Here is a 14,137-nt window from a genome sequence, read left to right as displayed (position 1 = left end):
ATAAAAAGTTAAGCATTGAGAGTTACTAGTTAAGAGTTGCTCCGCTGAAGTCCCGTATGGTAACCACAGCGGAGCAACTCTTAACTAGTAACTTTTAACTCCTTTATAGTCCTGTTGCTACGGTTTTCAAGCCGCGTTCGCCAATGAGCTGGCCACGCACGTCAAGTTGGCGGAATAGCGCCAGCGGATTCAGCGCACCACCGGCCCGCAAACGCGCTTCGGCTACCAGCGGACGAACATCGGTACGGAAGGCGTCCTGAAGAATTTCCTGAGCGCGTACTACATCGTTGGCTTCGCGGGCTTCTTCGAGCGCCGCACGGTCAACCAGCAGCGCCTGAGCGTAGGCCAGTTGAATGGCTTCTACCGACTGCAACAGATCTTCGAGCGGGTCTTTCACATTGTGGCTCGCGTCGATCATCCAGCCGAGGTCGTCGGCGTGGTTCATACCGCGTGCATCCATTCCTTCGATCAGTTCGCAGAAAATCAGGAACAACTGGTATGGCCGAATGCTACCCACGGTCAGGTCATCGTCACCGTATTTCGAGTCGTTGAAGTGAAAACCGCCGAGTTTCCCTTCCTGCAGCAGAATAGCCACGATCTGCTCGATGTTGGCGTTGGGCAGATGGTGGCCCAGGTCAACAAGTGTATAAGCTTTCGGCCCTAGCTTACTGGCGTACAGATAGCTGCTTCCCCAGTCGCCAACGGTCATTGAATAGAAATTCGGCTCGAACGCTTTGTATTCAACGAATACCTTCCAATCCTCGGGCAGAGCCGCATAGATGGCTTGCAGACTTTCGAGCGTCCGCGAAAACGCTTTGCGGAAATTAAGCTGACCCGGAAAACAGGATCCGTCTGATAGCCAGACCGTCAGCGATTTTGAGCCAAGCGCTACACCGTGCCTGATAACCTCAATATTATGGTCGATCGCCTGTTGCCGAACGGCCGCATCGGCGTGTTGCAATGAACCAAATTTGTAGCTAAGGGCTTGGTCGGGCTGGTCCTGAAACGTGTTGGAGTTTACGGCGTCGAAACGTAGTCCAAGCTGAGAAGCCCGTTGCTGAATAGCCGCCACATCGCTGGGTACGTCCCACGGAATGTGGAGCGAGATAGCGCCGCTACTCCGGTTTAGGGCATGCAGCAGACCAACATCGTCCATTTTCTCTTCCAGCGAGCGGGGTTCACCGCCACCGGGGAAACGGCCAAAGCGCGTTCCGCCCGTGCCTAATGCCCAGCTGGGAATGGCAATCTGAAAATCGACCAGTTTTTGAATGACTTCTTCCGCATTCTCCAGCTCACCCGTCCAGGGAGCCAGTTTGCGTTGGTGTCTGGCCAGCAGGCTGGCGTTGTGGTTTTGTAGTTGGTTCTGATTCAGGTTCATGGAGAGGGGGCAGTTAGCAGTAACCAGTTATCAATGAACAAAGCCGCGCGAGGGCAACGTACCTGAACAAAGGTGATAACCGATTACTGTTCATTGTGTTACCGTACAAATGCCATTGCTACGCCGCCGTCGACATTCAGCACGTTGCCGGTTGATTTACTAAGCAGGCCACCCACGAAGGCAAAACAGGCATTGGCAATATCATCGGGCAGAATAATCTCGTTCAGCAAGGTACGCTTGGCGTAATAGGCAGGTAATTCAGCTACCGTAATGCCATAGGCTTTGGCGCGGCCTTCGGCCCAACCGCCGGCCCAGATGTTTGAATCGGAAATAACCGCGTCGGGATTCACGGTATTCACCCGGATATGATCGCCCCCCAATTCAGCTGCGTTCAGGCGACTCAGGTGCAATTGCGCTGCCTTGGCTGAGCCATAACCAGCGTTATTCGGGCCAGCTACCAGCGCGTTTTTCGACACGATATTGATCACATCGCCGCCCAGTTTCTGCTTACGCATTACGGTTACAGCAGCCTGCGTAACCATAAACTGGCCTTTCACCAGAATATCATACAGACGGTCCCACTCTTCGATTGTATGCTCGGCAATAGGCCGGGAAATGCTGATTCCCGCGTTGTTGACCACAATATCAACGCCACCAAAAGCCAGGCAAGCTGCTTTGTAGGCGTCGCTAATGCTGGCGGCATTTGTTACGTTCAGCGTTGTTGTCGCCACAGCATCAGCCCCGAACGCCTTCACAAATTCCGCTTTCGATGAATCGAGTCGGCCTTCGTCAATATCGTTCAGAATGACACAGGCGCCTTCCTGCGCAAATTTCTTGGCGATCGCTTTTCCGATACCGCCGCCGCTACCTGTCACAAGCGCAATTTTGCCCGACAGTGGCTTTGGCTTGGGCATCCGCTGGAGTTTTGCTTCTTCCAGCAACCAGTATTCAATATTGAATGCCTCCTGGCGGGGCAATGAGGTATATTCTGAAATGGCCTCGGCACCACGCATCACGTTGATAGCGTTGATGTAGAATTCGGCGGCTACGCGGGCTGTCTGTTTGTCTTTGGCAAAGGTGAACATACCCACCCCCGGCCATAGCAGCACCACCGGATTCTTATCACGGATCGCTGGGCTATTCGGGTGTTTGCAGGTGTCGTAGTAGTTCTGATACATGGCCCGGTAAGCGTCGAATGCGGGCGTAAGCCGGGCCTGAATGGCAGCCGTACCGCTTATGTCTTCGTCGGGTGCCAGTTCCAGCACCAAGGGGCTGATCTTCGTGCGGAGGAAGTGGTCAGGGCAGGACGTACCCAGTGGTGCCAGACGCGACAGATCGTTTGAATTGGTAAAGGCCAGCACGCGCTCATCATCAGTAAAATGGCCGATCATGTGGCGTTCGCTGCTGCACAGGCCACGCAGAATAGGTGCCAATTGAGCGGCCTGTTCTTTACGAGCCTCGGGCGCGGCGCTTTCAATGCGTTGGCCGCCAAATACCGGTCCTTTTTTCCCCGTATTTGCTTCAATGTATTCGGCGCAGCGTTCAACTACTTCGAGCGTATTGATATAGCTCTCATAAGCCGTATCGCCCCAGGTGAAGAGGCCATGTGAGCCTAGCATGATGCCCCGTAGCTGAATGCCATTGGCGGCATTTTCTTCCAGGCAATTGCGTAGTTGCAGCCCCAGATCGAAACCTGGTTTCTGCCAGTCTACCCAGCCAATCTGGCCATTGAAGAGTTCCTGCGTGATCCGTTTACCGTCTTTAGCTGCCGCAATGGCAATAGCCGCATCGGGATGTAAGTGATCGATGTGGGCAAACGGCAGGAAGCCGTGTAACGGCGTATCGATAGAGGGGGCTTTGGAGGCCAGGTCATAGAGGCAATAGTTGAAGAGCTCAACCATTTCATCCTCCTGCTCAATGCCTTTGTAGATACCTTCCAGACTGCGCAGACGGTCAACGTACAGTGCAGCCAGCCCGGAGCGGGTAAGCGTACCAATATCACCGCCTGAGCCTTTCACCCACATTACTTCGGTGGGTTGGCCCGTCAATGGATCGTTGGCCATCGCTTTGCACGATGTATTCCCCCCACCGTAGTTGGTGAGCCGAAGATCGGCACCCAGCAGGTTTGAGCGATATATGAGCAAGGCCACCTCACGATCGTGGGGTTCACCAGTGGCTAATTCGGCAGCTTTTGCCTCGTCCCAGAGGTAACTGACGTGATTGAAAACGTGAGTTTGGTTTAGCATACAACTAACTCGATGTGTTGCTTTTAAGAAGATTCAACACAAACGTACCTACTGCCACCAGACTTAGTTTCATCCTCCTCCCTACCGTTACAATGCAAAAAAGCCGACTTCTATAGCAGAAGCCGGCTTTTTCAGGTACGTTCTAATCAGATTATAATTGCGGAATACGCAGAACCTGACCAGGATAAATAAGATCGGGGCTTTTCAGCATCGGCTTATTTGCTTCGAAAATGACGCCATATTTCATTGGGTCACCATACACTTTCTTAGAGATGGCCGACAGCGTATCACCTTCTTCAACCGTGTGGAAGTTAGCCTCAGGCTCCGGGCTATCAACAACCAACTGGTTATCAACGACCGTTACCCCTTCAACGTTACCAACAGCCAATGCGATTTTCTCGGCATCTTCCTGCTTGGCTACCTGGCCTTCGATGGTCACCGTATCGCCTTTCGTTTTGATTGTCAGCGTCTTATAAGCGAGACCAAGCTGCTTAACGTGATTTAATAACGCACCAGCTTTCAGTGGTTCCGGATCAGCAGCGGCAGGAGTTGCGGCGGGTGTTTCTTCGCTTTTACCGAAGACTTTTTCACCAACACCTTTGAAGAAACTTAATAGGCCCATGTGTGTACAAAAAGATTAAGTGTGAAACATTGGTTTAATACAAGCACAAACAACGCGTTTTCGCTAAACAAACCAACACGTAGACGCAGTTATTGTTCGGATGTCACATCGGTCAGATTAACAGATTCCCAAAAAAACCAGGGTAAATACTATTCAACGCACCTAAGACGGTCTGCAGGCCTATTATATTTGCGTGAACACCAACCAGGTGAGTTCCTATAATCATCACAATGCTTATGCAATTTCGCTTTACTCATCCCCTGCGCTGGATGGCCCTCGTGGGCCTCATGGTCAGTACGGCAGGGTGCTATGAAAATGATCAGGCTGGTCTTATTGATCCCCTGTCTCCCGGTACAGCTAACTTTACCAAGTACGTTGCCGTTGGCAATTCGCTCACGGCTGGATATGCCGACAACGGATTATACCGTGAAGGACAACTTAACTCATATCCCAGCATTTTAGCGCAACAGTTTCGGCTCGTGTATGGCGGTGCATTTATCCAGCCCCTGTTCACGCCGGAACAAGCTGCCGGAACAGGGTACCTTAAGCTCACGAGCTTACCTACTACTACCTCTGGTGGGTTGCCTGTTACGGCTCAGGTAGCTCCTCAGGCAGTGCGCGGGTTGGTTAGTGGAAGGCCTTTATTCACCAAATACACTGGTCCCCTCAATAATCTGGGTGTACCTGGTATCCGGATGAGCGACTTGCAAACGCCTGGTTACGGATCAGCCGCAGGTAACCCTTACTTCGAACGGTTACTCCCTGATGTTACGCCATTGCGTACGTATCAGCAATTTGTTACTGATAACGTGTCTGATGCTACGTTCTTCTCGTGCTTCATGGGCAACAACGATGCACTTGGCTATGCTACCACAGGTGGTGTTACACCATTTACGTCAACGGCCTTGTTTACGACCAACTACACGGCACTGCTTAACACGCTGAATGCCAATGGCCGGAAAGGCGTAGTGATTGGTATTCCTAAGGTAACCACCGCTGCTTTCTTCCAGACGATCACCTTAACACAGGTGCTGGCCAGTGTAACGGCGGCTGTTCGGGCGGCCAATCCAGCTGCTCCTGCCGTTACCGCTCTTGTCATTCAATCACCTCTGGCTGCCGGAGGTATCCGGGCAACTAAAGCAGGTGATCTGCTGCTGCTGGCTCAGCAGGCAGCTTACGGCACCATCGGTCGTACGGATGTTGGCACGAAAGTTGGCCCTTATGGCCTGTCGCTGACAAACCCGCTGGCCAATGAACTGGTACTCGATGCCGAAGAAGTCACCGCCCTGAATGCGAAGATCGATGAATACAATGGCATCATGAAAGCGCAGGCAGACACCCGTGGCCTTGCCTGGGTTGACGTAAGTACACTGACGAACCAGTTGTCATCTACCGGCGTCGCGCAGAATGGTGTAACATTCACACTGGGCTATATCCTTGGCGGCGTGATGAGCCTGGATGGTATTCACTTTACGCCCGCTGGCTATGCCCTGCTGGCCAACGAGATCATCAAAAGTATCAACGCCAAGTATAGCGCCACTATTCCGCTGGTCGACGCTACCCGCTACCGTAAAGTTCTGGTTCAACCGTAAGCATTGATGTTAGACATCGGCTGTTGGCAACAGATTAGCTTTTGTCTCCAGTAGCCAGTATCCAACGTCCAACATCTATTGACCAACATGACATATCCATTATACACTATAGCTGCTGCCCTACTATTGACCTCAACAGCGGCACTGGCACAATCTCCAACTACATCATCAATACGGGCTATTGAGGTGGGGGTAAAAGGTGGCCCTACCTTTGTGCATGGCTACACAACTATTCCGGCTCAGCCAACCGGCATTGCAGGCGTAACGGTCCCGCAAATCGATAACAAACGAAACGGTACAGGCGTTGGCTACACAGGTGGTGCTTTCGTGCGTTTTAACAACTACCGTCGGAAAGGATATGTACAGATCGAACTGACGTACAACCGGTACTTGCTGAAACAGAAAACAAACCTGACGCTCGATGTGAATGCTAGTCCGGATCTGGCGGCACAGCTGCCGATCAGTTTTGCACCGGGCCTACTGAACGCTACTGTCGATATAACGTCAGAATCGTCTATCGAGTCGTTCAACGTACCTGTCCTCTTCGGTCGGCGGCTGATAAAAGACAAGCTACGCGCCTACATGGGCCCAACGCTTATCTTCGTTAATAAATCACAGGCGGTTCGCAGTACGCAGGGGCAGGTTAATCCGAACCCGGCTATTGGTTTTTCAGCCGCTGTTGCTATTCCGGCCACACCAGAAACCACTAACCTGCTGAGTAGCCGTGACGCGGCAAACCTGGAGGTGAAACGGTTCACCTGGGCGCTGGAAGTGGGTCTGGGCGTATCACCGCTCAAGTGGCTGGATCTCGACGTTCGCTACGCCGTTCCGGCCGGTGGTGTTTACAAAGACACAAACATCAAAGGATTTCTGGGTATTGCCAGCGTTACGGCAGGGATTAAGCTCCCTTAACGTTCCTTCTCTAGCGCTAGTCTGGCATTAAAAAAGCCGCTTCTGACGTTCAGAAGCGGCTTTTTTAATGCCCTCGTTTGACCGGCTATAAATCAGAGAAATCGAATGTCTCCAGAAAAGCAGTTGTGAAATGTCCCGACTGGAAACCGGGATCGTCCATCAACTTAATATGAAATGGAATCGTGGTTTTGATGCCTTCAATCACGAACTCCTGCAAGGCCCGCTTCATACGCGTCAGTACTTCAGCCCGCGACTGGCCCGACACGATCAACTTAGCGATCATCGAGTCATAGTTGGGCGGAATAACGTACCCGGTGTACACGTGGCTATCGATACGGATGCCGTGGCCACCGGGAAAGTGCAGGTTGGTGATCTTACCCGGCGACGGACGGAAATTATTGGCTGGATCTTCGGCGTTAATCCGGCACTCAAGGGCAAACAGTTTTGGCGTGTAGTTAGCTCCAGAGATCGGAACGCCCGCCGCCACTTTGATTTGCTCCTTGATCAGATCAAAATCGGTTACCTCTTCCGTAATCGGGTGTTCGACCTGAATCCGGGTATTCATTTCCATGAAATAGAATTCGCCGTGTTTATCAACCAGGAACTCAACCGTTCCGGCACCTTCGTACCCGATTGATTGAGCACCACGAATGGCTGCCTCGCCCATTCGTGCCCGAAGGTCGTCGGTCATGATTGGCGATGGTGTTTCTTCCAGTAGTTTCTGGTGACGACGCTGAATCGAGCAGTCGCGCTCTGATAAGTGGCACACTTTACCGTACTGATCTCCCACAATCTGGATTTCAATGTGGCGGGGCTCCTCAACGAATTTTTCGAGATAGAGGCCATCATTGCCAAAAGCGGCACCGGCTTCGGTACGGGCGTCATTCCAGGCTTTTTCGAAGTCAGCTTCGGATTTGATGATGCGCATGCCACGGCCACCACCACCAGCCGTAGCCTTGATGATCACCGGATAGCCCATTCCTGCTGCCAGTTCTTTACCCTGCTCAATGGATTCAAGCAGACCCTCTGAGCCAGGAATTACCGGCACCCCAGCCGCACGCATGCTGGCTTTTGCCGTGGCCTTGTCGCCCATGCTGTTTATCTGTTCGGCCGTAGCACCAATAAACTTGATACCATAATCAGCGCAGATTTGCGAGAACTCTGCATTTTCCGACAGGAAACCGTAACCCGGGTGAATAGCGTCAGCCCCCGTTACTTCTGCGGCAGAAATAATGCTCGGAATATTCAGATAAGACTGCCGACTTGCCGGAGGGCCAATGCAGACCGCCTCGTCGGCAAAGCGAACGTGCAGGCTGTCGCGGTCGGCTGTTGAGTAAACGGCCACCGTACGAATGCCCATTTCGCGGCAGGTACGTATGATCCGCAACGCAATCTCGCCCCGGTTAGCAATTAGGATTTTCTTGAACATAAGGTTAAGTCGATAGTCGATAGTCTTTAGTCGATAGTGGGCTACCGCGTCAGCTAGTCGTGCATTAGCCCACTATCGACTAAAGACTATCGACTATCGACTCTTTATATTGGTTCGACAATAAACAACGGCTGATCGTACTCGACAGGTGTAGCGTTTTCGACAAGCACTTTCACAATCCGGCCCGATATCTCAGCTTCGATCTCGTTGAAAAGCTTCATGGCTTCGATGATACATACCACTTTGCCGGGCTTGATCTCGTCACCTACCTCCGCAAACATGGGCGACTCGGGGTTCGCCGACCGGTAGAACGTACCAATCATTGGCGACTTGATCGTGATATGGTTGGCGGCCGGAGCAGGCGCTGCAGTTGCGGCGGGTGCTGCAGAAATAGCCGGGGCAGCCGCTGGCTGGGCCACGGGAGCGGCTACAGGTGCCGGAGCAGGTGATGCCGCTGGTGCAGCCGCTGCAACAACTGGTTGCGTTGCCGAACGTTTTACGTTGATTTTCAGCTCGCTGGTCTCAATTTTCACCTCATCGAGACCCGATTTCGCGATAAAATCAATTAGTTGTTGAATGTCTTGTGTGCTCATATTAAAAAAAGGGTTTACAGTTTTCAGTTTGCCGTTTTACAGTTGCTGCGCTAGTGAACCAGTTGGCATATTAGCGCAGCAACTGTAAACGGCAAACTGAAAACTGTAAACTTTCTCTATTTCACTCGTTCCTGATATTCCCGGGTACGTGTATCAACCCGAATTTTATCGCCTTGGTTAATAAAAAGGGGTACGTTGATCATTGCGCCCGATTCTACTTCAACACGCTTCTTGGCGCCACTTGAAGTATCTCCTTTCAGGCCGGGTTCGGCGTAAGTTACTTCCAATTCAACCGAAACGGGTAATTCACAAGTCAGTGGTGTATCATTTTCGGCATTCATTAATATCTCTACCTCCTGCCCTTCGCGCATCAAATCGGCCTGATCCAGAATTTTTCCGTCGATGTTGATCTGATCGAATGTTTCCTGGTCCATGAAATTGTAGCCAGCCTCATCTTTATAGAGGTACTGGAACTTCCGGCGTTCAACCCGAACCGGAATAATAGTTACCCCTGAGTTGAATGTATTGTCGATAACCCGGCCAGTGGTCAGGCTTTTCAGTTTCGTCCGAACGAAAGCTGCGCCTTTTCCGGGCTTAACATGTTGAAATTCAACAATCTGAAAAAGGTCGTAGTTGTGATTGATAACTAAGCCGTTCCGAATGTCTGCGGTCGTTGCCATTCTGATAGTTTTCTGTTTTCTGGTTACAGTCTTCTGTTTGTTGATGTAATAAAGATGAATTTGCAGCGCAACTGAAGACTGTAAACAGACAACTGCAAACTCCTTAGTAAGCCCACTTCACGTATACTGCTGCCCAAGTGAACCCGCCACCGAACGCTGCCAGCACCAGATTATCGCCTTTCTTCAGTCTCGATTCGTAGTCGAACAGGCAGAGAGGAATCGTTGCGGCAGTGGTATTACCATATTTATGGATATTGAGCATCACCTTATCCGAGCCAATTCCCATACGGTTGGCGGTAGCATCGATGATCCGTTTATTAGCCTGGTGCGGTACTAACCACGCTACATCGCCACCATCCAGGTGGTTTCGCTGCATAATTTCAGCCGACACATCCGCCATATTTTTTACGGCAAATTTAAAGACCGACGGGCCATCCTGATAAACGTAGTGCCAGCGTTTCTCAACGGTCTCGTGGCTGGGTGGGTATCGGCTACCACCCGCTTTCTGAAACAGATGGTACTGCCCTACGCCGTCAGAACGGATGATTGAGTCAAGAATGCCTAAACCGGGTTCGGCAGCTTCGAGTAAGACGGCGCCGGCCCCATCGCCAAACAGAACGCAGGTTGTCCGATCCGTGTAATCGGTAATGGCCGACATTTTATCGGCTCCAACTACGATTACTTTCTTGTACTTGCCGCTTTCGATAAACTGGGTGCCTACCGTCAGCGCGTACAAAAAACCTGAGCAGGCGGCCTGAATATCGAAACTACCCACATTACGTATACCCACCATATCGCAGATGAGGTTGGCTGTAGCCGGAAATACATAATCAGGGGTAACAGTAGCGCAGATGAGCAGGTCAATCTCTTCAGGAGCGGTGTTCGTTTTAGCTAATAACCCGCGTACGGCTTCGGCACCCATGTGTGAACTGCCCATGCCTTCGCCTTTCAGTATGTGCCGTTCTTTGATGCCCGTGCGCGAGGTAATCCATTCGTCATTGGTATCAACCATGCGCTCCAGTTCAGCGTTGGTCAATACGTAATCAGGTACGTAGCCGTGAACACCGGTAATTGCTGCTTTCATCATAAATTCTGTTACGGGATACTCACTTGAGCGCCTGGGCAATTTTAGTGTGGGCATCTGCCTGCACCTGCCTGATGGCCAGATTGAGCATGTTTTGTATAGCTGTAGCCGACGAAATACCGTGGGCAATAATTACGTTTCCGTTCACACCGATAATTGGGCTACCACCAACGGATGCATAGTTGGTCTTATCGAAGAACTCATCCTTCAGGCCACGTTGTGTAGCCACTTCATAAAATGATTCCCCAAGTTTAAACAGTGCATTTCCCGTAAAACCGTCAGTGACGATCACATCGGCCCGGTTCATGAACATATCTTTTCCCTCGATGTTGCCAACGAAGTTGATTCGACGTGAATCTTTCAGCAATTGATGGGCGGCCTGCGCCACCAACGAGCCTTTCTGCTCTTCTTCGCCAATGTTCATGAGGGCCACGCGGGGCGTGTCGATACCAAACATGTGTTTGGCATAAATAGAGCCTAGTTCACCAAACTGAGCCAGCATCTCGGGCTTACAGTCGGCATTGGCGCCTATATCCAGCATAATAGCCGTACCTCCATTCAGTTGCGGCACAAACCCGGCAATGCATGGGCGGATGACACCTTCGATGGCCTTAATGCTAAACAGGGCGCCTACATGCATAGCCCCTGTATTGCCGGCGCTGCAAAACGCATCGATCTGACGTTCCTTCAGGAGTTTGAAACCAACGCTGATGGTTGAATTGGGTTTTTGCGACAGTGCTTTGGTAGGGTGTTCGCCCATTCCTATCACTTCGTCGGCATGAACAAGCTCTATGGCAGCATGTCCGGCAATACCCTGCGCTACTAATTGCGTGCTTAGTACAGACTCAGGACCAATCAGCACGACGGTGACGTCTTCGGGCAAACCGGCTTTCACAGCGGCGGCAACGCCTTCGATAATCGCTTCTGGTGCAAAATCGCCACCAAGGGCATCCACGGCAATCTTCATTTTATCGAGCAGCTTAATGAGCCAACAACCGGCAGAGTTTCGGTATTGGGCGCGTAAAATTAGTAGCCGGGGGGCAATAAAAAAGTATTCCGCGTTCATCTTAAACCCGATGTCGGCGAAATACTCTTTTACTTCATCTGATGAATGTACCGCAGGAACGTACTTTTTTCGGCAAAGAAACCTCCCCGGCAGAGTCGGGAACCAACTGTATTTAGACCGTTGGTCTGTACCCTTCAATAATCATTTTACCACGGTAGAAGAGGTTCCCCTCGAATACGTGAGCGTGGTGACGTTCGTGAACTTCACCCGTTGTTGAATCAGTGGCCAGCGTTACGGCTTCTACTTTGTAATGCGTCCGGCGTTTATCGCGGCGGGTGGTCGAGTGGCGGCGTTTGGGGTGTGCCATAATTAGTTATCAGTTTGACGGTTGATGTTTGGGGTTTCCATCGGTTGTATTCCTGGTTGCTTTGCAGCACTAAGATGAACCTCACCGGCGGACCGGCAAACGCCAAACAGTTTATTTAGTTATTACTCAATTTACGCAGGGCCTCCCATCGGGGATCCACTGCGGGTTTTTCTTCAGTATCCTCATCAGCCGCCTGTGCGTTTTCAGCAGCATCTGATGAGTAAATCAATTTGCCATCTGACAGTTCGTCATCGTCTTCATCGCGAAAACGCGGGTGAAGCCCTCTCATTGGCATCGATAAGACAATGTAATCGAATATGTAGCGGGCCACGTTGATCGTAGCCGTATTACGCTCGATCAATTCGATTTCATCGGTCAATTCCTCGTTACGATCAGCGAACTTGAGGAAGAGCGTTTGGCGCGTATCCACCGGTTCGTCATACAGATCAAGGCAACGGTCGCAGGTACGTTCCACCAACCCGGCAATCGAGAAGTCAAGACGAATCATCGTCTCCGACTTGTCGAGAAGCAAGTGTGTTTTCACATTACCCTTCGTAATCAACTGTTGCTCAAGCGCTTTGAAGAACGATTCACCCGACTCAAAGTCGAATGCATATCGTTTTTCTTCCAGACCAACAATGTTGATATCGTATTGACGCAGTTCGTTCACCTCAGTCATTCGCTAACAAGGCCGCAAAGATACGAATCGTTTGCGAATTGGGGAAGGTGAATTCAGGAATTTACGTCTATACCGCCTTACTTGTCAGCTTCTGCTTAACGAACTGCACAACGATTGGCAGTAGTGACAGGCCAACGATACCAAACACGACGATCTCGAAGTTCTTCTGCACAATTTCCAGATTGCCAAAAAAGTAGCCGAGTAACGTAATGCTTACCACCCATAGAACCGCTCCGATGATACAGTTCTTTATATAGGTAGCGTAATTCATGCTCCCGGCACCGGCAACGAATGGGGCTATCGTACGAACGATCGGGATGAATCGGGCAATGATGACGGTACGACCGCCATGCTTGGCGTAGAATTTCTCGGTTTCGGTAATGTATTCGCGCTTGAAGAACAAGATTCGCTCCCTCGATTTGATCTGCGTGCCCAGTTTGCGACCCACAAAGTAGTTGACGTTATCGCCCAGCAGGGCGGCTACGATCAGCAGGGGGATAATGACCGCTACGCTCAGTTCATTGGTATCGCGGGCAGCCAGTGCACCAGCCGCAAACAACAGCGAATCGCCCGGCAGCAGCGGCATAACGATCAGGCCCGTTTCCGTAAAAACGATCAGAAACAGAATGGCATACAGCAGTACACCATACTCATTGGCCCACAAATCGAGGAATTTGTCGAGATGCAGCAGAAAGTCGAGAAGCGATTTTATGATTTCCATAAGGAGTGGAGTCTGAAGTCCGTTTATTTCTTATCCAGGAAGAAGCTGAACGTATCACCACGAAGGCCTAACCGGATGGTTTCAAGCGGAATAACTTCGTTTGGTGCAATGTTGCCAACGTTGACGTTAGACCCTAACAGCTTCACGAACCACACCTGTTGTTCTTTTTGTGGTGCCTCCCAGATAATCTTTTCCGATGGGATTTGGGTCAGGATTTCTTCAACAAGGCCCTGGCGGACTTCACCACTGGCGCGGAACAGACCAACAGTTCCTCCTTCACGGGCTTCGCCAATCACTTTCCAGGCACCCGCTTCGAGTTCGGTAGTCATCAGTTTGATCCATTTGTAGGGAGGGATAATCTTGGCTTCATCCTTCGACCCCACTTCCGACAATACCGTCACCTGTTTAGCCAGGGTGCGAATGTACTCGCATTTCTCATCGGGATCCATTTCCAGCGAACCATCAGATACTTCAGCGAATTTCAGGTCATATTTATCGAGCAGCCTGCGGTAATCGTCAAACTGGTTTCGCACCACAAAAGCTTCGAAAAGCGTACCGCCGAAGTAAACGGGAACACCCGCTGCTTTGTAGGCATCAAGTTTCTGTTGCAGATTAGGGGTGACGAAGGAAGTGGCCCAGCCAAGTTTAACGATATCGATATAATCAGCCGACATGGACAGCATATCTTCTACTTCGCGCAGGCTTAGGCCTTTGTCCATAACCATTGTAAAACCGCTGTGACGTGGTTTTGCCGTGCGTTCTGGGATCTGGGTTAACGTATAATTCATTCTAGCTTGTACGGATACATGTTATCGTAAGTCGCGCAAA

The 14,137-nt window shown here is 51.0% G+C and carries 14 protein-coding genes; 2 read left to right on the top strand and 12 right to left on the bottom strand.

Annotated features, from left to right (window positions below; genetic code table 11):
• Positions 1 to 103 precede the first annotated feature (103 nt).
• The 3 genes from J2I46_RS28145 to lysM all read right to left on the bottom strand — a co-directional run bounded on the left by J2I46_RS28145 (position 104) and on the right by lysM (position 4,246).
• A complete protein-coding gene (locus J2I46_RS28145; RefSeq protein WP_207332431.1) occupies positions 104 to 1,378 on the bottom strand; it encodes a sugar isomerase in 1,275 nt (424 codons plus the stop codon).
• Positions 1,379 to 1,476: 98 nt separating this feature from the next.
• Positions 1,477 to 3,624 (bottom strand): bifunctional aldolase/short-chain dehydrogenase, encoded by a 2,148-nt coding sequence (locus J2I46_RS28140; RefSeq protein WP_207332430.1) that lies wholly within the window; start codon positions 3,622 to 3,624, stop codon positions 1,477 to 1,479.
• A 151-nt stretch (positions 3,625 to 3,775) separates the two neighbouring features.
• On the bottom strand, positions 3,776 to 4,246 hold the full coding sequence (gene lysM, locus J2I46_RS28135; RefSeq protein ID WP_207332429.1) for a peptidoglycan-binding protein LysM: 471 nt from the start codon (positions 4,244 to 4,246) through the stop codon (positions 3,776 to 3,778).
• Between the two features lie 236 nt (positions 4,247 to 4,482).
• Here lysM and J2I46_RS28130 point away from each other — a divergent pair, with 236 nt between their 5' ends.
• A complete protein-coding gene (locus J2I46_RS28130) occupies positions 4,483 to 5,838 on the top strand; it encodes an SGNH/GDSL hydrolase family protein (RefSeq protein WP_207332428.1) in 1,356 nt (451 codons plus the stop codon).
• An 87-nt stretch (positions 5,839 to 5,925) separates the two neighbouring features.
• The gene (locus J2I46_RS28125) at positions 5,926 to 6,750 is read left to right on the top strand and encodes an outer membrane beta-barrel protein (RefSeq protein ID WP_207332427.1); all 825 of its coding nucleotides are present in this window, start codon (positions 5,926 to 5,928) and stop codon (positions 6,748 to 6,750) included.
• An 85-nt stretch (positions 6,751 to 6,835) separates the two neighbouring features.
• On the opposite strand, the gene accC is transcribed toward J2I46_RS28125, so the two are convergent.
• The 9 genes from accC to J2I46_RS28080 all read right to left on the bottom strand — a co-directional run bounded on the left by accC (position 6,836) and on the right by J2I46_RS28080 (position 14,097).
• Positions 6,836 to 8,179 carry an acetyl-CoA carboxylase biotin carboxylase subunit gene (gene accC, locus J2I46_RS28120; RefSeq protein ID WP_207332426.1) on the bottom strand — a complete coding sequence of 448 codons (1,344 nt, stop codon included), beginning with the start codon at positions 8,177 to 8,179 and terminating at the stop codon, positions 6,836 to 6,838.
• A gap of 104 nt (positions 8,180 to 8,283) precedes the next feature.
• The gene (accB, locus tag J2I46_RS28115) at positions 8,284 to 8,772 is read right to left on the bottom strand and encodes an acetyl-CoA carboxylase biotin carboxyl carrier protein (RefSeq protein ID WP_207332425.1); all 489 of its coding nucleotides are present in this window, start codon (positions 8,770 to 8,772) and stop codon (positions 8,284 to 8,286) included.
• A 116-nt stretch (positions 8,773 to 8,888) separates the two neighbouring features.
• Positions 8,889 to 9,452, bottom strand: coding sequence for an elongation factor P (efp, locus tag J2I46_RS28110; protein ID WP_207332424.1), 564 nt, complete (start codon positions 9,450 to 9,452; stop codon positions 8,889 to 8,891).
• Positions 9,453 to 9,555: 103 nt separating this feature from the next.
• Positions 9,556 to 10,539 (bottom strand): beta-ketoacyl-ACP synthase III, encoded by a 984-nt coding sequence (locus J2I46_RS28105; protein ID WP_207332423.1) that lies wholly within the window; start codon positions 10,537 to 10,539, stop codon positions 9,556 to 9,558.
• Between the two features lie 19 nt (positions 10,540 to 10,558).
• Positions 10,559 to 11,503, bottom strand: a complete 945-nt coding sequence (gene plsX / locus J2I46_RS28100; protein ID WP_207332465.1) for a phosphate acyltransferase PlsX — start codon at positions 11,501 to 11,503, stop codon at positions 10,559 to 10,561.
• Positions 11,504 to 11,714: 211 nt separating this feature from the next.
• Positions 11,715 to 11,909: a 50S ribosomal protein L32 gene (rpmF, locus tag J2I46_RS28095; RefSeq protein ID WP_207332422.1), complete on the bottom strand. Its 195-nt coding sequence runs from the start codon at positions 11,907 to 11,909 to the stop codon at positions 11,715 to 11,717.
• Positions 11,910 to 12,024: 115 nt separating this feature from the next.
• The gene (locus J2I46_RS28090) at positions 12,025 to 12,579 is read right to left on the bottom strand and encodes a YceD family protein (protein ID WP_207332464.1); all 555 of its coding nucleotides are present in this window, start codon (positions 12,577 to 12,579) and stop codon (positions 12,025 to 12,027) included.
• A gap of 76 nt (positions 12,580 to 12,655) precedes the next feature.
• The gene (locus J2I46_RS28085; protein ID WP_207332421.1) at positions 12,656 to 13,309 is read right to left on the bottom strand and encodes a DedA family protein; all 654 of its coding nucleotides are present in this window, start codon (positions 13,307 to 13,309) and stop codon (positions 12,656 to 12,658) included.
• A 23-nt stretch (positions 13,310 to 13,332) separates the two neighbouring features.
• Positions 13,333 to 14,097: a phosphosulfolactate synthase gene (locus J2I46_RS28080; RefSeq protein WP_207332420.1), complete on the bottom strand. Its 765-nt coding sequence runs from the start codon at positions 14,095 to 14,097 to the stop codon at positions 13,333 to 13,335.
• Positions 14,098 to 14,137 lie beyond the last annotated feature (40 nt).

The sequence above is a fragment of the Fibrella forsythiae genome, from assembly GCF_017353175.1.
GTDB classification, from domain to species: Bacteria; Bacteroidota; Bacteroidia; order Cytophagales; family Spirosomataceae; genus Fibrella; species Fibrella forsythiae.
The sequence above is the reverse complement of the archived record's forward strand: the minus strand, read 5'-3'. Positions and strand labels throughout refer to the sequence as shown.

Excerpts from the sequence above, each read along its gene's own strand:
- accC (WP_207332426.1), bottom strand. The coding sequence starts at position 8,179 with ATGTTCAAGAAAATCCTAATTGCTAACCGGGGCGAGATTGCGTTGCGG.
- J2I46_RS28130 (WP_207332428.1), top strand. The coding sequence starts at position 4,483 with ATGCAATTTCGCTTTACTCATCCCCTGCGCTGGATGGCCCTCGTGGGC.
- J2I46_RS28105 (WP_207332423.1), bottom strand. The coding sequence starts at position 10,539 with ATGATGAAAGCAGCAATTACCGGTGTTCACGGCTACGTACCTGATTAC.
- rpmF (WP_207332422.1), bottom strand. The coding sequence starts at position 11,909 with ATGGCACACCCCAAACGCCGCCACTCGACCACCCGCCGCGATAAACGC.
- plsX (WP_207332465.1), bottom strand. The coding sequence starts at position 11,503 with ATGAAGATTGCCGTGGATGCCCTTGGTGGCGATTTTGCACCAGAAGCG.
- J2I46_RS28140 (WP_207332430.1), bottom strand. The coding sequence starts at position 3,624 with ATGCTAAACCAAACTCACGTTTTCAATCACGTCAGTTACCTCTGGGAC.
- accB (WP_207332425.1), bottom strand. The coding sequence starts at position 8,772 with ATGAGCACACAAGACATTCAACAACTAATTGATTTTATCGCGAAATCG.
- efp (WP_207332424.1), bottom strand. The coding sequence starts at position 9,452 with ATGGCAACGACCGCAGACATTCGGAACGGCTTAGTTATCAATCACAAC.
- J2I46_RS28125 (WP_207332427.1), top strand. The coding sequence starts at position 5,926 with ATGACATATCCATTATACACTATAGCTGCTGCCCTACTATTGACCTCA.
- lysM (WP_207332429.1), bottom strand. The coding sequence starts at position 4,246 with ATGGGCCTATTAAGTTTCTTCAAAGGTGTTGGTGAAAAAGTCTTCGGT.
- J2I46_RS28145 (WP_207332431.1), bottom strand. The coding sequence starts at position 1,378 with ATGAACCTGAATCAGAACCAACTACAAAACCACAACGCCAGCCTGCTG.
- J2I46_RS28080 (WP_207332420.1), bottom strand. The coding sequence starts at position 14,097 with ATGAATTATACGTTAACCCAGATCCCAGAACGCACGGCAAAACCACGT.
- J2I46_RS28085 (WP_207332421.1), bottom strand. The coding sequence starts at position 13,309 with ATGGAAATCATAAAATCGCTTCTCGACTTTCTGCTGCATCTCGACAAA.